Here is a 16,186-nt window from a genome sequence, read left to right as displayed (position 1 = left end):
CGTGCGCGCGCACCCCATCACCGCGACCACACTCGAAGTGGAGTGCTCCCTGCCATGAAGGTCTCTCGTCTCGCCGCCTCCGGCGCCCTGGCCGGCGCCGCCGTACTCGCCCTGTCCGGCCCCGCGTTCGCCCACGTCAGCGTGCAGCCGGAGGGCACGGCGGCCAAGGGCGGTTACGCCGTCGTCGACTTCAAGGTCCCCAACGAGCGGGACGACGCCTCGACCACCAAGCTGGAGGTCACCTTCCCGGCCGACCACCCGGTGGCCTCCGCCATGCCGGAGCCGATGGACGGCTGGAAGATCAAGGTCACCAAGTCCGAGCTGGCCAAGCCGCTCGAGGTGCACGGCAAGAAGATCACCGAGGCCGTCTCCAGGATCACCTGGACCGCGGACGGCAAGGGCATCGAGCCCGGCTACTTCGAGAAGTTCCCGGTCTCCGTGGGCGCCCTGCCCGAGGACGCGGACGAACTGGTCTTCAAGGCGGTCCAGACGTACGACAACAAGGAGGTCGTGCGCTGGATCGAGGTCCAGCAGGACGGCCAGGAGGAACCCGAGAACCCGGCGCCCGTGCTGACCCTGTCGGCCGCCTCCGAGGCCGGACACCACGGCTCCACGGCCGCCGAGGACGCCTCCGACAAGACCACCACGGCCGCCTCCGACTCCACCGTGACCTCCGACGGCAGCGACACCACCGCGCGCGTGCTCGCCGTCGTCGGCATCGCCGTCGGCGCGCTCGGCGTGGCCTACGGCGTGCTGGCCGGCCGTCGGCGCACCGACGCCTGAGGTCCTTCCACCGCCCTGTGCACCGGGGGCGTACGGCCCCCGGTGCACACCGGAGCTCTCACATCTGGGACATTTTTCTATGCGCAACAAGACGTTCGCCGCGGCCGTGCTGCTCGCCGCCGCCGCCTCCCTGACCCTCTCCGCCTGCGGCAGCGGCGACAGCGGTGACTCGCCGGTCGCCGTGGTCTCCGAGGACACCGCGCAGAAGGCCGCCACCGTCCTCGACCAGCCGTTCGAGAAGCCGGACCTGGTGCTCACCGACACACACGGCCGCACGTACGACTTCCGCAAGGAGACGGCCGGCAAGCCGACGCTGATCTACTTCGGCTACACCCACTGCCCCGACATCTGCCCGACGACGATGAGCAACATCGCCGTCGCCAAGAAGCAGCTGCCCAAGGCCGAACAGGACAAGCTCCAGGTGGTGTTCGTGACCACGGACCCGGCCCGCGACACCCCGGCCGAACTCGGCAAGTGGCTCAAGGGCATCGACCCCGCCTTCGTCGGCCTGACCGGCGACTTCTCCACCATCCAGGCCGGCGCCCGCACCCTGGGCATCTCCATCGAGCCGACCCACAAGGACAAGAAGACCGGCAAGACCGTCTCGGTGCACGGCACCCAGGTCATCGCCTTCTCGCCGAAGACCGACGGCGGTTATGTCCTCTACGGCGAGGACGCCACCGTCGACGACTACACCAAGGACCTGCCCAAGATCATCAAGGGGCAGAACCCGTGAGGCGGCTCGCGCCCACGGCCCTGGTGATAACCGGCGCCCTCGCCCTCGCGGGATGCGGCGGCTCGGGCGGCTCCGGCGACACCGGGCCCGAACTGTCCGTCAGCGCCTCCTACATGCCCCAGCCCATCACGGGCGAGATGGCCGCAGGCTTCTTCGTCCTCACCAACAAGGGCGGCACGAAGGACGAGCTGACCTCCGTCACCAGCGACGCGGCGGGCAGCGTCACCATGCACGAGACCGTCGGGCAGTCGATGCGGGAGGTCACGTCCCTGGATGTGCCCGCGCACGGTCAACTCGTGTTCAAGAGCGGCGGCAACCACCTGATGTTCGAGAAGCTGAAGGGGAAGCCGAAGCAGGGCGAGAAGGTCAGCGTCGAACTGCACTTCGCCAAGTCCGACCCCCTCACCGTCGAGATGCCGGTGAAGTCGGCCACGTACAACCCTGCGACCGGCCACTGAGGGAGAGGCACCACCGTGACACCGACCATCACCCCCCGCCGCACACGGGCGCTGGTGCTGCTGTTCCTGGCCGTGATCGGCGTACTTTTCGCCGGTGCCGGCCCGGCCTCCGCGCACGCCGCGCTCACCGGCAGCGACCCCGCGCAGGGGGTGGTGGTCGACAAGGCGCCGACCCAGGTCACCCTCAGCTTCTCCGAGAAGGTCGCCACCTCCGCCGACTCCCTGCGCGTCCTCGACCCCAAGGGCAAGCGCGTCGACACCGGCAAACCGTCGAACATCAGCGGCACCTCGTACGCCGTGCAGTTGAAGAGTGGCCTGCCCGACGGCACCTACACGGTCTCCTGGCAGGTCGTCTCGGCGGACAGCCACCCCGTCGCCGGCGCCTTCACCTTCTCCATCGGCGCCCCCTCCCAGACCACCGTCTCGGTCTCCGGCGACACGGCGGGCGGCGGGGTCGTGGGCTGGCTGTACGGCTTCGGGCGGTACATGTCGTACGCCGGCTTCATCGTCATGGTCGGCGGCGGCGCCTTTGTGCTGGCCTGCTGGCAGCGCGGCTCGGGCGTGCGGCCCGTGCAGCGGCTGGTGGTCTCCGGGTGGGTGGCGCTCACCTCGGCCACCCTCCTGCTGCTGCTCCTGCGCGGCTCCTACACCGGCTCCGGCAAGGTCGGCGACGTCTTCGACCTGAGCCTGCTCGGGCAGGTGCTGCAGACCAAGACGGGCGCGGCGCTGGTCTCCCGGCTGCTGTTGCTCGCCGCGGCGGCGCTGTTCATCGCCGTGCTGTTCGGCGCCTACGACAAGCGCGAGGACGACGAGAAGCGGGACCTGACGTTCGGGCTCGCGGTCGGCGGGTTCGTGGTGTCCGCCGGCCTCGCGGCCAGCTGGGCGATGGCCGAGCACGCCTCGACCGGCCTCCAGCCGGGCATCGCGATGCCGGTCGACGTGGTGCACCTGCTCGCGGTCGCGGCCTGGCTGGGCGGGCTCACCGCCCTGCTGGTGGCGCTGCACCGCTCGAAGACACCGGTCGAAGCCGCCGCGGTGCGGCGCTTCTCGACCGTCGCGTTCGGCAGCGTCCTCGCCCTCGTCGCGACGGGCGTCTACCAGTCCTGGCGCCAGCTCGGCTCCTGGTCGGCCTTCACCGACACGACGTACGGGCAGCTGCTCCTCGCCAAGATCGGGCTCGTGGCGCTGCTCGTCGGCATCGCGTCGATCTCCCGGCGCTGGACGGCACGGCTGGCGGACGGGGTCGTGGCGAGGCCGGGGGAGACGGCCGACGATGCGGACGGGCGTGAGGAGGCCTCCGGGGACGCGGAGGCGGCCGAGGGCGCGCCGCGGCGGAAGGAGCCGGCGGCCGCCCGCGCGGGGGCCGGCTCGGCGAAGACGGCGTCGCAGGAGGCGGCGTCGGAGACTGCCTCGGATGCTGTGTCGGGCTCAGGGCCCGGGGCGGAGGGTGCCCATGGCTCCGCGGCCTCCGACGACTCCGAGGGCTCCAAGGGCTCCAAGGGCTCCGGCAGCCTCCCCGCCACCGGCGACGCGGAAGCCGGCGACGACTCCTCCGAGTCCCCCGCCGACTCCCGGCGTGCCGCCCAGCTCGCCCGGCAGCGGGCCGCCGTGGACAGCGCCCGGCAGAAGCGCGAGCGCGATGCCGACCCCGACCGCTTCGGACTACGGCGCTCCGTGCTCGCGGAGGCGGGTGTGGCCGTCGTCCTGCTCGCCGTCACCACCGTGCTGACGCAGACCGAACCCGGCCGCACCGAGCAGGAGGCCAAGGCGGCCACCTCCGCCTCTTCCTCTTCCTCCTCCTCGTCGGCGGACTCGTCGTCCGGGGCGGTGACGCTGACCATGCCCTTCGACACCGGCGGCACCGACGGCAAGGGCGTCGTCTCGGTCGACCTCGACCCCGCGCGCGTGGGCGGCAACGAGATGCACGTCTACGTCACCCGGACCAACGGGCGCGCCTTCGACATCCCCGAGGTGAAGGTCGCCCTCACCCTCGAGGCGAAGAAGATCGGGCCGCTGCCCGTCACCCCGGACCACGTCGCCACCGGCCACTGGGCGGCAAGCGACGTGCAGATCCCCATGGCGGGCGACTGGAAGGTCGCGGTGACCGTGCGCACCTCCGACATCGACCAGGTGACCGTCTCCAAGAACGCGCAGATCGGCTGAACAGCACCATGCCCGAACAGTCCCCTCCGCAGGCACCCACCCCCGCCCGCACGGCCGCCTCACCGGAGACGTCTCCCTCGCCCGGCGTCTCGCGCCGCGCCCTGCTCGGCACCGCCGGCGCCACCGGCCTGGTGCTCGGCGCGGCGGGCGGTGCCGTGGGATACGCCGCCGCGCCCTCCCCGGCCACTCCGCTGAGCTCGATCGGGGCGAACATGGCAATGTTTCACGGGAAACATCAGCCCGGCATCACCGACGGCCTGCAGGCCAAGGGCCATCTCGTCGCCTTCGACCTGGCGCCGGGCGCCGGGCGCCGGGAGGCCGCCGCGCTGCTGCGCCGCTGGTCCACGACGGCCGAACGGCTGATGGCCGGTGAGTCGGCGTCGAGCGAGGACACGGACGTGGCGCGGGACGCCGGGCCGTCCTCGCTGACCGTCACCTTCGGCTTCGGGCACAGCTTCTTCTCCCGCACCGGCCTGGAGAAGCAGCGCCCGGTCTCCCTCGACCCGCTTCCCGACTTCTCCTCCGACCACCTCGACAAGTCCCGCAGCGACGGCGACCTGTGGGTGCAGATCGGCGCCGACGACGCCCTCGTCGCCTTCCACGCCCTGCGCGCGATCCAGAAGGACGCGGGCAGCGCGGCGAAGGTCCGCTGGCAGATGAACGGCTTCAACCGCACGCCGGGCGCCACGGCCCACCCCATGACGGCACGCAACCTCATGGGCCAGCTCGACGGCACCCGCAATCCGAGGCCGACGGACGCCGACTTCGACAAGCGGATCTTCGTGCCCGCCTCCGGCTCCGGCGACCCTGCCTGGATGGCGGGCGGTTCCTACGCCGTCGTACGCCGTATCCGCATGCTGCTCGACGACTGGGAGAAGCTCTCGCTCACCGCCCAGGAGAACGTCATCGGGCGCCGGAAGTCCAACGGGGCGCCCCTGTCTGGCGGCTCCGAGAAGACCGCGATGGACCTGGAGAAGACCGACGCCAAGGGCGATCTCGTCGTTCCCCTCAACGCCCACGCGCGCATCACCCGGCCGGACCAGAACGGCGGGGCGGCCATCCTGCGACGCCCGTTCTCCTACCACGACGGCATCGACGCCGACGGGGCGCCGGACGCGGGTCTGCTGTTCGTCTGCTGGCAGGCGGACCCGCTGCGCGGCTTCGTCCCCCTGCAGCGCAAGCTCGACCGCGGTGACGCCCTGTCGAAGTACATCCGGCACGAGGCGAGCGGTCTGTTCGCGGTGCCGGGCGGTGCGGCGAAGGGCGAGTACGTGGGACAGCGGCTGCTGGAAGGATGAGCCGGGTCGCTTTGGGGCCATTAGGGTGAGGGCATGCCAGCGAGCTACGCCTATCTCGGCCCCGAGGGCACCTTCACCGAAGTCGCCCTGCGCACGCTTCCCGAGGCGGCCACGCGGGAGCTGATCCCGTACGTGTCCGTGCAGTCCGCCCTCGACGCGGTCCGCGTCGGCGAGGCCGAGGCCGCGTTCGTGCCGATCGAGAACTCCGTCGAGGGCGGGATCACCACCACCCTCGACGAGCTGGTCGCGGGCGCGCCGCTGATGATCTACCGCGAGGTGCTGCTGTCGATCACGTTCGCGCTGCTGGTCAGGCCGGGCACCGAGCTGTCCGACATCAAGACGGTCTCCGCCCACCCGGCCGCCCAGCCGCAGGTGCGCAACTGGCTCAGGAACAACCTCCCGGACGCCCACTGGGAGTCGGCCGCCTCGAACGCGGACGCCGCCCGCCTGGTCCAGGAGGGGCAGTACGACGCCGCCTTCGCGGGCGAGTTCGCCGCCGCCCGCTACGGTCTGCGGGCCCTGGAGACCGGCATCCACGACGCCGAGAACGCGCAGACCCGTTTCGTGCTCGTCGGCCGGCCCGCCCGGCCCGCGGCGCCGACCGGCGCGGACAAGACGTCCGTGGTGCTGTGGCAGCGCGACGACCATCCCGGTGGCCTGCGCGATCTGCTGGGCGAGTTCGCCACCCGCGGCATCAACCTCATGCTCCTGCAGTCCCGGCCGACCGGCGCGGGCATCGGCAACTACTGCTTCTGCATCGACGCCGAGGGCCACATCTCCGACCGCCGGGTGGCCGAGGCGCTGATGGGGCTCAAGCGGATCTGCCTGGAGGTGCGGTTCCTGGGCTCCTACCCTCGGGCCGACGCGGGCGTCGAGGACGTGAGCGCACCGCGGCTCGGGACGTCGGACGAGGAGTTCGTGGCGGCGTCCGACTGGGTGGCGCGCTGCCAGGACGGCCGGTTCTGACGACCGGTGCCGACGGGCGGTGCCGACGGGCGGTTCCGGCGGGCGGTCCGACGGGCGGTGCCGACGGCCGGTTCCGAGTGGCTCACTCGGCTCGACCGCGGTCTTACCTGCAGATTTTCGTTATCCACAGGAGTTATCCACAGGTGGGCTTCTCGACCTGGGGACAAGTCGACAAGAACGTGCCGGTCGGTCGACAAATCGGCCTCCGGATCGCTCCCGGGTTCACCGCCGCGCACATCACCCTTCGTCCACTCTTTTCCCTTGCGCAATCCTTTGGGGCGACCGGTTTCCACTCGAAAGTGCGGGTAGACGAGGTTTGTCCTGGGAATCCTCCGGTTCACGGCCGCGTTTCGGAGTGATCAATTCCGAAATCCACAGATCATCCACACAGCCTGTGGATAACTCTGCGGAGGGTGTGGACCGCTGTGGACAACCGCAGCCCAAGTCCCGTACCGCACAAGGGAATCGGGTCAACCAGGCGCCTGTCACCTGACCCGTCCCAGGGAGTGGGACGCCTTTTATTGACACACCTCGCAATTGCCGCGTAACCCAACGTAAGACGCGATTCGGAACCGAGGGGAATGGAGTCGTAAGGCGTCTCCCCGCACCGGTAGCCTTGACCGCGTGATTGACCTTCGCCTGCTCCGTGAGGACCCCGACCGTGTGCGCGCGTCCCAGCGCGCCCGTGGAGAGGACGTCGCGCTCGTCGACTCCCTCCTGTCTGCCGACGAGCGGCGCAGGTCCTCCGGCGTCCGCTTCGACGAACTGCGTGCCGAGCAGAAGCAGCTCGGCAAGCTGATCCCCAAGGCGGCGGGTGACGAGAAGGCCGAGCTGCTGAAGAAGGCCAGCCAGCTCGCCGCCGACGTCAAGGCCGCCGACGCCGAGCGCGACGCGGCCGACGCCGAGACCCAGGAGCTGCTGCTCCAGCTCGGCAACCTCGTCCACCCCGACGTGCCCGTCGGCGGCGAGGAGGACTTCGTCACCCTCGAGACGCACGGCACGATCCGCGACTTCGGCGCCGAGGGCTTCGAGCCCAAGGACCACCTGGAGCTCGGCACGCTCCTCGGCGCGATCGACGTCGAGCGCGGCGCCAAGGTCTCCGGCTCCCGCTTCTACTTCCTCACCGGCGTCGGCGCCCTGCTGGAGCTCGCGCTGGTCAACGCCGCGATCGCCCAGGCCACGGCGGCCGGCTTCACGCCGATGCTGACCCCCGCCCTGGTCCGCCCCCAGTCGATGGCGGGCACGGGCTTCCTCGGCCAGGCGGCCCAGGACGTCTACCACCTCGACAACGACGACCTCTACCTGGTCGGCACCTCCGAGGTCCCTCTCGCCGCGTACCACATGGACGAGATCCTCGACGCCGACCGCCTGCCGCTGCGCTACGCCGGCTTCTCGCCGTGCTTCCGCCGCGAGGCCGGCTCGCACGGCAAGGACACTCGAGGCATCTTCCGCGTCCACCAGTTCGACAAGGTGGAGATGTTCTCCTATGTCGCCCCCGAGGACTCCGAGGCGGAGCACCGGCGGCTGCTGCAGTGGGAGAAGCAGTGGCTGAGCTCGCTGGAGCTGCCGTTCCGCGTCATCGACGTGGCCTCCGCCGACCTCGGCGCCTCGGCAGCCCGCAAGTTCGACTGCGAGGCGTGGATCCCGACGCAGGGCAAGTACCGCGAGCTGACGTCGACCTCGGACTGCACCGAGTTCCAGTCCCGCCGCCTGTCGATCCGCTTCCGTGACGGCAAGCAGGTCAAGCCGCTGGCGACGCTCAACGGCACGCTGTGCGCCGTACCGCGCACGATCGTGGCGATCCTGGAGAACCACCAGCAGGCCGACGGCTCCGTGTACGTGCCGCCCGTGCTGCGCCCGTACCTGGGCGGCCGGGAGGTCCTGGAGCCGGTCGCCAAGTGACCGACTTCCCCTACCGCCTGGTCGCGACCGACCTCGACGGAACGCTGCTGCGCTCCGACGAGTCGGTCTCGCGCCGCACCCGTGACGCCCTCGCCGCGGCCACCGCGGCGGGCGCCGCGCACATCGTCGTCACCGGCCGCGGAGCGCCGTGGACGCGGCACATCCTCGACGACCTCGGCTACGACGGACTCGCCGTCTGCGGCCAGGGCGCCCAGGTCTACGACGCCAAGGAGCACCGCCTGCTGACGTCCGTGACCCTGGACCGGCAGCTGGCGGGCGTCGCGCTGGCCAAGATCGAGGCGGAGGTCGGTCCGCTGCACCTGGCGGCGAGCCGGGACGGGCTGGACGGCGACGTGCTCGTGGGGCCGGGATACGCCGTCACCGGCTCTCTGCCCGCCGTTCCCTTCACGGACGCGGCGGATCTGTGGGCCGCCCCGCTGAACAAGATCTACATACAGCATCCGACGCTCACCGACGACGAACTGGCCGAAGCTGCCCGCCGGGCCGCGGGCGGCTTCGTCACGGTCGCCATGGCGGGCGCGGGCATCGTGGAACTGCTGCCGCTCGGCCTGTCGAAGGCGACGGGGCTGTCCCTGGCGGCACGCAGGCTCGGTGTGAAGGCGGCGCAGACCATCGCCTTCGGCGACATGCCGAACGACATCCCGATGTTCGCGTGGGCTGCTCGGGGCGTGGCGATGGCCAACGCGCACCAGGAGCTGAAGGCCGTGGCGGACGAGGTGACGGCCTCCAACGAGGAGGACGGCATCGCTGTGGTGCTGGAGCGCTTGCTGGGCTGAGCCGACAGCGGCCGGCAGCCGCTATCAGTCGCTGTCAGTCGCCTTGTGCGGGGATGCACGGTATCTGCGGAGGATGCACGGATCGAACGTGCGCGGGCTTTCCAGGCCCGACCTTGGCTTAGCAAGCCAGTGCCTTACCACTCGGCCAATCCTCCGGGTGGGCGGCCCACGCGAGAGCGACATCGCGTGCTCGAAGCGGCCGCCCCGGACAGTTCCTGGGGGTGACTCGACGGTGGGGTAACTACACCGGAGTCCTCACCGGACTGCCCTGACGGGAGCTGGACGTACTGTCGTGCATGGACATCGCCCGGCTCCTCTCCCAGAACGTGGCGCCGAAGTCGCCGTACCTGCGCACGGTTTCCGGCGGTGTGGACACAACCATCGTGCCTGTACGACGAGTTGGGCGCCACTGATTAAAAGGGGCCGTGGATCCCGCTATCTGCGCCGCCACTTGCGGCGACGGGCCTTGCTGAAGAACCAGCCCGCCGGCGGCTCGTCGGAGCGCCACGGCTGTGGCTCGGGCTCCTCGGCGCGCCAGCGGGCGGCGAGCATACGGGCGCGGGCTGAGGGCTCGGTCGTGCCGGCGGACCGGATGAAGTCCTCGTCCAGGACCATGTCGTCCCAGTCGTCTGCCATCCCCATTCCTCTCAGCCCGGCCTTCCCTTTTGCCCAGTGTGCCCGGACAGGGGTGAAGTCCCCGTCAGCAAAGGCGACGCCTACTCCTCACCCGCCAGCGTCAGCGAGCGCAGCTTCTGTCCCGCGTACCAGGTGGCCAGGACCGTCACCGCGACCAGGAACACCGTCGCCGTGGTCAGCCCGACGTCCGAGGTCACCAGGTCACCGCCGGCCACCTTGTGGGCGACGGCCAGCGACCACTGCTGGACGCTGAGGGTGCGCGCACCGGGCACCAGGGAGCCGAACAGGGCCTCCCAGACCAGCGCGTAGACGAGACCGAACACGACCGCGTGCCGGGACACCGTGCCCAGCAGCAGGAACAGCGCCGCGTACGCGATGGACGACACCAGGGCGGCCACCGTGTAGGCGACGGCGATCTGCTGGCCGTTGCCGTTGAGGATGAAGCCGGCGATCAGCGTCGGCAGCGCAGAGAAGACCATGGTCACGGCGATCGCCACGATCAGCTTGGTGAAGATGATCGTCGGCCGTTTGATCGGCTTGGACAGCAGGTACACCACCGAGCCGTCGTCGATCTCCGGGCCGATCGCGCCGGTCCCGGCGATGACACCGATGATCGGCACCATCGTGGCCAGCGCGAGACTGCCCAGCAGGTCCTTCGCCGTCTGGTCGTCGGCTCCGACGAGACCGCGCACGATCACGGAGATCACGATCAGCAGCAGCGGCAGCGCGCCCAGGATGAGGGCCCGGCGACGGCCGAGCAGAGCCCGGTAGGTGAGTCGGGCGACTGTGGGGTCGTACATCTTCGGCCTCCTACGCCGCGACCAGATACGAGAACACGGACTCGAGGGACTCGTCGGACGGCGAGACCGTCAGCAGCCGGATGCCGTGGTCGCGGGCGACCCGGGGCAACAGTGCTGTGAATCGGCCGAAGTCGACGGCCTGGATGCGCAACGCGCCCTCGGCGAGGTCGACTTCGATACCGGACGTCGACGGGTCGGCGATCAGCGCGGCCGCGAGGGCACGGTCGTCGCTGGAGCGCACCAGGTAGCGGTGCGGGCGGTCGGTCATCAGACGGCGGATCTTGCGGAAGTCGCCGCTGGCCGCGTGCCGGCCGGCCACGACCACCTCGATGTGCCAGGCGAGCTGCTCGACCTCCTCGAGGATGTGGGACGAGAACAGCACCGTGCGGCCCTCGTCGCCCATGCGGCGCAGCAGGTCCATGAGCTGCATGCGCTGGCGCGGGTCCATGCCGTTGAAGGGCTCGTCGAGCAGGAGCAGCGAGGGGTCGTGGACCAGGGCGGAGGCCATCTTCACGCGCTGCCGCATGCCCTTGGAGTACGTGGAGATCTTGCGGTCCTGCGCGTACTCCATCTCGACCGTGGCCAGCGCCTTCTGGGCCGCCTTGGCGCCCAGGCCGTGCAACTCGGCGTTGGCGACGACGAATTCGCGGCCGGTGAGGAAGTCGTACATCGCCTCGCGCTCGGGGACGACGCCGATGTGCTTGTAGATCGCCTCGTTGCGCCACACCTGCTGTCCGTCGAGGGTGACGGTGCCGGTGGAGGGGGCCAGGAAGCCTCCCATCATGTTGATCAGGGTGGACTTCCCCGCGCCGTTCGGGCCGAGCAGGCCGGTGACGCCGGGGCCGATGGTCATGGTGATGTCGTTGACGGCGACCACGTTGCCGAACCAGCGGGAGACGTGGTCGATGCTGAGCGTGGTCACAGTCCCACCTTCTTGTAGCGGCGCAGCAGGAGGCCGTAGGCGGCGGCGATCAGGCCCAGGACGACCAGGACGTACACCGCGCCCTCGCCGTGCGTGGGACCGACCTCGCCCGGGAACGCCGAGCTCGCGCCGAGGAAGGCCGACTGGACCCCGTCGATGAGCGTGACGGGCGAGAACAGGCCGATCCAGGGGACGGCGCCCGAGCTGCCCTGCGCGTCGGCGATGGCCTGCAGCGTGGAGACCGCGCCGTAGGAGATGGTCAGCACGGCGATCACGGCGGCGATGCCGAAGCCGCGGCGCGGGGTCACCGAGGCGATGACCAGGCCGATGCCGGCGAAGAGCAGCGAGAGCAGCGCCACGGAGACCAGTCCCTGCCCGAATCCCTTGGTCTGGTCGGCGAAGTCGAGCTTGGCCAGCAGCGCGCCCACGTAGAGCACGATCAGCGGGGCCGCGGTCAGCACGAACAGCGCGGAGGCCAGCGCCGCGTACTTGGCGCGGACGTAGTCGGCGGTCTCGATCGGCCGGGAGAAGTACAGCGGCACGGTCTTGAAACGCAGGTCCCGCGAGACCGACTGGGGCGCCTGCGAGGCGACGTACAGGCTGATGACGGCCTGCATGATGATCGCGTAGCGCGTGTAGTCGACCGGCAGGTCCTTGGCCTTGGTGGCGACCGCGACGGCGACCATGATGGCCGCGGGCACGCACATCACCACGAACAGCAGCATCGGCAGGACCTTGGACTTGATGGAGCGTCCGAGGCCGTAGGAGCCGCGCAGGGACTGCGAGTACAGGGAGCGGGTGGCGTAGGAACGGCCCAGACGGGGGCCGTCGTAGTTGCGGTAGCCGATGTTGTGGATGCGGGTCTGGTCACCCGGCGTGGTCGGCATGGGCTGATCAACCGCCATGGACGGCCGCCTCCTTCCGCTGCTCTTCGTCGCTGGTGAAGACCTCCGAGATGTGGTGCCGGCGCTGCTCCATGCGAACCAGGCCGAGACCCAGGTCGGCGACGACGTCCCGCACGAGGTCGTAGGTCTCCTCGCCCTGCGCGGTCAGCAGCAGGATGTGTCCGGCGCCCGGCAGGCCGCTGCCCGCCTCGACGGTCACCCCGCGCGCGTGGAGCGCCTCGCGCATCGCGCCCGTGCCGTCCGGATGCTCGTCGGTGTCGGTGACCTCGACGGCGATGGTGGTCGTGGTCTGGGTGAAGTCCGTGGTGGAGCTGGAGCGCAGGAGCTTGCCGCCGTCGATGATCACGACGTGGTCGCAGGTGCGCTCCAGTTCGCCCAGCAGGTGGGAGGTGACCAGGACCGAGATGCCGAAGTCCGTGTGGATGCGACGGATCAGCCCGAGCATCTCGTCACGGCCGACGGGGTCCAGGCCGTTGGTCGGCTCGTCCAGGAAGACCAGCTGCGGGTCGTGGACGAGGGCCTGCGCGAGCTTCACGCGCTGCTTCATGCCGGTCGAGTAGCCGCCGATGGGACGGTAGCGCTCCTCGTACAGACCGACGTGACGCAGCGTGTCCGCCGTGCGCTCACGGGCGGCGGTCGGCGGCAGTCCGGACATCCGGGCCATGTGGACGACGAACTCGGTCGCCGAGACGTCCGGCGGCAGGCAGTCGTGCTCCGGCATGTAGCCGACCCGCTCACGGATGGCCGCGCCCTTGGTCGCGACGTCGAGCCCGAGCACTTCGGCACGGCCCTCGGAGGCGGGGGACAGACCCAGCAGGATCTTGATCAGTGTGGACTTGCCGGCTCCGTTGGCGCCGACGAGCCCGGTCACACCGGCTCCGACGTCGACGGAGAGCCGGTCAAGCGCGGTCACCCGGGGGAACCGCTTGCTCAGGCTTTCGGTCGCGATCACAGTCACGGCTTCGACGATAGTGATGTGGGCCACGGTGTACGTCAGACCGCAGAGCTGTCTTCGCCTCAGCCTCCAGACGTACGGGACCGTAGGGGAACCCCCTACCTGAGAGCTACGCACAGTGACACACCACGCGGAGTTGTCCACAGGCCCGAGCCCGCCTATTGACGCAGCCTCTAACAACTGTCACATTCGCCAGTGTCAAGTTACGGGCACGTACCGCTACGGCGGACCGGAGTGGGCGGTGGCATGACGACGGCATTGGCAGGTGAACTCTCCGCACGGCTGCGCGGGTTCAGGCAGGTGCAGCGCCTCGCCTACGAGTGCGCCGAGGCGGTCGCCGCCCGGCTGCGACCGGGGGTGACCGAACGCGAGGCGGCCCGCATGCAGCGGGAGTGGCTGCGCGAGCGAGGCGTGCGGGACTGGTTCCACCTCCCCTTCGCCTGGTTCGGGGACCGCACAGCGTTCGTGAACTTCCGCATCCCGCTCCAGTTCTTCCCGACCGACCGCCGCCTGGAGCCGGGGATGCCCTTCATCCTCGACATGGCCCCCGTGTACGAGGGCTGCACCGCGGACATCGGCTACTCCGGCTCGCTCGGCGCCAACCCGGTGCAGGACAGGCTCATCGCCGACCTGGAGGCGCACCGCGAGCTGATCCTGCGCGAGGTGCGCGAGCGACGCCCGCTGCGGACCGTCTACGAGGACGTTGACCGCCTCATGGTCCGGCAGGGCTACGCCAACCGGCACCGCGCCTACCCCTTCGGGGTCATCGCCCACAAGGTGGACCGGGTGAAGCAACGCCGCTTCTCGCCCCACCTGTTCGGGTTCGGCGCGCAGTCCCTGAAAGGGCTCGCGAGCGACGCGCTGCACGGCCACCGCGAGGGCTGGTCACCGCTGTGGTCGCCGTACCGCTTCTCCGACCACCCGCCGCAGCCGGGCCTGTGGGCGGTCGAACCCCACCTCGGATTCCGGGGCACGGGCGCGAAGTTCGAGGAGATCCTCGTCGTCACCGACTCCAGGGACCCCGAGGAGAGCGCCTTCTGGCTGGACGACGACCTGCCGCACGTGCGGCGCTGGGCAAAGGAGAAGTGACAGTGCTCAAGGGTGCGCGGGAGCGCCGGATACGGACCGGCGGCATCGAGCTGTGCGTCGCCGAGCTGGGCGACACCGGACAGCCGACGGTGGTGCTGGTGCACGGCTACCCGGACAGCAAGGAGGTGTGGTCCGAGGTCGCCGGCCGGCTCGCGGAGCACTTCCACGTCGTCCTGTACGACGTCCGGGGACACGGCCGCTCCACGGCCCCGAAGCCGCTGCGCGGCGGCTTCACCCTGGAGAAGCTCACGGACGACTTCCTGGCCGTGATCGACGCGGTCAGCCCGGACCGGCCCGTGCACCTCGTCGGGCACGACTGGGGCTCGGTGCAGTCCTGGGAGTTCGTCACCGTGGGCCGCACCGAGGGCCGCATCGCCTCCTTCACCTCCATGTCCGGGCCCTGTCTGGACCACTTCGGCCACTGGATCGACCAGCGCCTGAGGAAGCCCACCCCGCGCCGTGTCGGCCAGCTCCTCGGCCAGGGCGCCAAGTCCTGGTACGTGTACGCCCTGCACACGCCCGTGCTGCCCGAACTGGCCTGGCGCGGCCCCCTCGGCAAGCGCTGGCCGCGCATCCTGCAACGCGTCGAGAAGCTCCCCGCCGGCGACTATCCGACCTCCTCGCTCCCCCGGGACGCGGCACACGGGGCGTGGCTGTACCGCGACAACGTCCGCGCCCGGCTGCGCCGCCCGCGTCCCGACGCACACGCACACGCGCCCGTGCAGCTCATCACGCCCCTCGACGACGCCTTCCTGTCCGAGCGGCTCTACGACGACCTGGACCGCTGGGTCCCGCGGCTCACCCGCCGCACCCTCCCGGCCAAGCACTGGATACCCCGCACCCGGCCCGACCAACTGGCCACCTGGATCACCGAGTTCGTGCGGTCGGTCGAGGACGGAAGGCCCGAGACCGTGAAGCCCACCGGCAAGTACGCCGACCGCTTCGGCGGACAGCTCGTCCTGGTCACCGGCGCGGGCAGCGGCATCGGACGGGCCACGGCGTTCGCCTTCGCCGAGGCCGGAGCGCGCGTGATCGCCGTCGACCGGGACGCCGAGGCCGCCGTCCGCACCGCCGAGCTGTCCCGTCTGATCGGCGCCCCCGAGGCGTGGGCGGAGACCGTCGACGTCTCCGACGAGCAGGCCATGGAGAAACTCGCCGACAAGGTCACCACCCAGTACGGCGTACTCGACGTGCTGGTGAACAACGCCGGGATCGGCCTGGGCGGTTCCTTCTTCGACACCACCCCGGAGGACTGGAAGAAGGTCCTCGACGTCAACCTGTGGGGCGTCATCCACGGCTGCCGACTCTTCGGCAGGCAGATGGCCGAGCGCGGACAGGGCGGCCACATCGTCAACACCGCGTCCGCGGCGGCCTACCAGCCCTCCAGGGCACTGCCCGCCTACAGCACCTCCAAGGCGGCCGTGCTCATGCTCAGCGAGTGCCTGCGCGCCGAACTGGCCGGTCAGGGAATCGGCGTGAGCGCGATCTGCCCCGGCTTCGTGAACACCAACATCACCTCGACCGCGCGCTTCGCCGGCGTGGACGCCGAAGAGGAGAAGCGGCGGCAGAAGCGGACGGCCCGGCTGTACGGCCTGCGGAACTACCCGCCGGAGAAGGTGGCCGACGCGATCCTGCGCGCGGTCGTACGCAACCAGGCGGTCGTACCGGTCACGCCCGAGGCCCGCGGCGCCCACCTCATGTCCCGCTTCACCCCGCGCGCGCTGCGGGCGATCGCCCGACTGGAACCCCCGCTGTGAGCGGCGCCGGCACCTCCCG

The 16,186-nt window shown here is 70.5% G+C and carries 15 protein-coding genes and 1 tRNA gene; 10 read left to right on the top strand and 6 right to left on the bottom strand.

Translation table 11 applies throughout. The features are described from left to right. Positions 1–54 precede the first annotated feature (54 nt). From ACIGDI_RS37740 to ACIGDI_RS37705, 8 genes are all read left to right on the top strand, one after another. Positions 55–783 (top strand): YcnI family protein, encoded by a 729-nt coding sequence (locus tag ACIGDI_RS37740; RefSeq protein WP_399906591.1) that lies wholly within the window; start codon positions 55–57, stop codon positions 781–783. Positions 784–862: 79 nt separating this feature from the next. Continuing rightward, positions 863–1,519 carry an SCO family protein gene (locus ACIGDI_RS37735; RefSeq protein WP_399906589.1) on the top strand — a complete coding sequence of 219 codons (657 nt, stop codon included), beginning with the start codon at positions 863–865 and terminating at the stop codon, positions 1,517–1,519. Further along, positions 1,516–1,977, top strand: coding sequence for a copper chaperone PCu(A)C (locus ACIGDI_RS37730; RefSeq protein ID WP_399906587.1), 462 nt, complete (start codon positions 1,516–1,518; stop codon positions 1,975–1,977). The genes ACIGDI_RS37735 and ACIGDI_RS37730 overlap by 4 nt, the downstream gene beginning before the upstream one ends. A gap of 15 nt (positions 1,978–1,992) precedes the next feature. Then, positions 1,993–4,140, top strand: a complete 2,148-nt coding sequence (locus ACIGDI_RS37725; RefSeq protein ID WP_399906585.1) for a copper resistance protein CopC — start codon at positions 1,993–1,995, stop codon at positions 4,138–4,140. An 8-nt stretch (positions 4,141–4,148) separates the two neighbouring features. Further along, positions 4,149–5,438: an iron uptake transporter deferrochelatase/peroxidase subunit gene (gene efeB / locus ACIGDI_RS37720; protein ID WP_399906583.1), complete on the top strand. Its 1,290-nt coding sequence runs from the start codon at positions 4,149–4,151 to the stop codon at positions 5,436–5,438. Between the two features lie 33 nt (positions 5,439–5,471). Then, positions 5,472–6,404: a prephenate dehydratase gene (pheA, locus tag ACIGDI_RS37715; RefSeq protein ID WP_399906581.1), complete on the top strand. Its 933-nt coding sequence runs from the start codon at positions 5,472–5,474 to the stop codon at positions 6,402–6,404. 624 nt (positions 6,405–7,028) lie between these two features. After that, positions 7,029–8,306 (top strand): serine--tRNA ligase, encoded by a 1,278-nt coding sequence (serS, locus tag ACIGDI_RS37710; RefSeq protein WP_399906580.1) that lies wholly within the window; start codon positions 7,029–7,031, stop codon positions 8,304–8,306. Beyond that, positions 8,303–9,103, top strand: coding sequence for an HAD family hydrolase (locus ACIGDI_RS37705; protein WP_200701799.1), 801 nt, complete (start codon positions 8,303–8,305; stop codon positions 9,101–9,103). Before serS ends, ACIGDI_RS37705 begins: the two co-directional genes overlap by 4 nt. A 67-nt stretch (positions 9,104–9,170) precedes the next feature. Here ACIGDI_RS37705 and ACIGDI_RS37700 read toward each other — a convergent pair. The 6 genes from ACIGDI_RS37700 to ACIGDI_RS37675 all read right to left on the bottom strand — a co-directional run bounded on the left by ACIGDI_RS37700 (position 9,171) and on the right by ACIGDI_RS37675 (position 13,318). Next, positions 9,171–9,258 (bottom strand) — tRNA-Ser (locus ACIGDI_RS37700). A 280-nt stretch (positions 9,259–9,538) separates the two neighbouring features. Further along, positions 9,539–9,739, bottom strand: coding sequence for a hypothetical protein (locus ACIGDI_RS37695; protein ID WP_200701798.1), 201 nt, complete (start codon positions 9,737–9,739; stop codon positions 9,539–9,541). 80 nt (positions 9,740–9,819) lie between these two features. Then, positions 9,820–10,539, bottom strand: coding sequence for an ABC transporter permease (locus ACIGDI_RS37690; RefSeq protein WP_142153484.1), 720 nt, complete (start codon positions 10,537–10,539; stop codon positions 9,820–9,822). A 10-nt stretch (positions 10,540–10,549) separates the two neighbouring features. Then, complete coding sequence (locus ACIGDI_RS37685) at positions 10,550–11,461, bottom strand: ABC transporter ATP-binding protein (RefSeq protein ID WP_142153486.1); 912 nt, start codon at positions 11,459–11,461, stop codon at positions 10,550–10,552. Next, positions 11,458–12,366 (bottom strand): ABC transporter permease, encoded by a 909-nt coding sequence (locus ACIGDI_RS37680; protein WP_399906577.1) that lies wholly within the window; start codon positions 12,364–12,366, stop codon positions 11,458–11,460. The genes ACIGDI_RS37685 and ACIGDI_RS37680 overlap by 4 nt, the downstream gene beginning before the upstream one ends. Next, entirely contained in the window at positions 12,356–13,318 is a 963-nt protein-coding gene (locus ACIGDI_RS37675) for an ABC transporter ATP-binding protein (RefSeq protein WP_399906758.1), read from the bottom strand. Before ACIGDI_RS37675 ends, ACIGDI_RS37680 begins: the two co-directional genes overlap by 11 nt. 249 nt (positions 13,319–13,567) lie before the next feature. Between ACIGDI_RS37675 and ACIGDI_RS37670 the strand changes: the two genes are divergently transcribed. Further along, entirely contained in the window at positions 13,568–14,410 is an 843-nt protein-coding gene (locus ACIGDI_RS37670) for a M24 family metallopeptidase (RefSeq protein WP_399906575.1), read from the top strand. After that, positions 14,407–16,167, top strand: a complete 1,761-nt coding sequence (locus tag ACIGDI_RS37665) for an SDR family oxidoreductase (RefSeq protein WP_399906573.1) — start codon at positions 14,407–14,409, stop codon at positions 16,165–16,167. Before ACIGDI_RS37670 ends, ACIGDI_RS37665 begins: the two co-directional genes overlap by 4 nt. Positions 16,168–16,186 lie beyond the last annotated feature (19 nt).

The sequence above is a fragment of the Streptomyces sp. NPDC085900 genome (assembly GCF_044540925.1).
GTDB classification, from domain to species: domain Bacteria; phylum Actinomycetota; class Actinomycetes; order Streptomycetales; family Streptomycetaceae; genus Streptomyces; species Streptomyces gilvifuscus.
The sequence above is the reverse complement of the archived record's forward strand: the minus strand, read 5'-3'. Positions and strand labels throughout refer to the sequence as shown.

What these genes read in the sequence shown, in the direction of transcription:
- ACIGDI_RS37690 (WP_142153484.1), bottom strand. Translation starts at nt 10,539, where the DNA reads ATGTACGACCCCACAGTCGCCCGACTCACCTACCGGGCTCTGCTCGGC.
- ACIGDI_RS37735 (WP_399906589.1), top strand. Translation starts at nt 863, where the DNA reads ATGCGCAACAAGACGTTCGCCGCGGCCGTGCTGCTCGCCGCCGCCGCC.
- ACIGDI_RS37695 (WP_200701798.1), bottom strand. Translation starts at nt 9,739, where the DNA reads ATGGCAGACGACTGGGACGACATGGTCCTGGACGAGGACTTCATCCGG.
- ACIGDI_RS37680 (WP_399906577.1), bottom strand. Translation starts at nt 12,366, where the DNA reads ATGGCGGTTGATCAGCCCATGCCGACCACGCCGGGTGACCAGACCCGC.
- ACIGDI_RS37740 (WP_399906591.1), top strand. Translation starts at nt 55, where the DNA reads ATGAAGGTCTCTCGTCTCGCCGCCTCCGGCGCCCTGGCCGGCGCCGCC.
- ACIGDI_RS37670 (WP_399906575.1), top strand. Translation starts at nt 13,568, where the DNA reads ATGACGACGGCATTGGCAGGTGAACTCTCCGCACGGCTGCGCGGGTTC.
- efeB (WP_399906583.1), top strand. Translation starts at nt 4,149, where the DNA reads ATGCCCGAACAGTCCCCTCCGCAGGCACCCACCCCCGCCCGCACGGCC.
- pheA (WP_399906581.1), top strand. Translation starts at nt 5,472, where the DNA reads ATGCCAGCGAGCTACGCCTATCTCGGCCCCGAGGGCACCTTCACCGAA.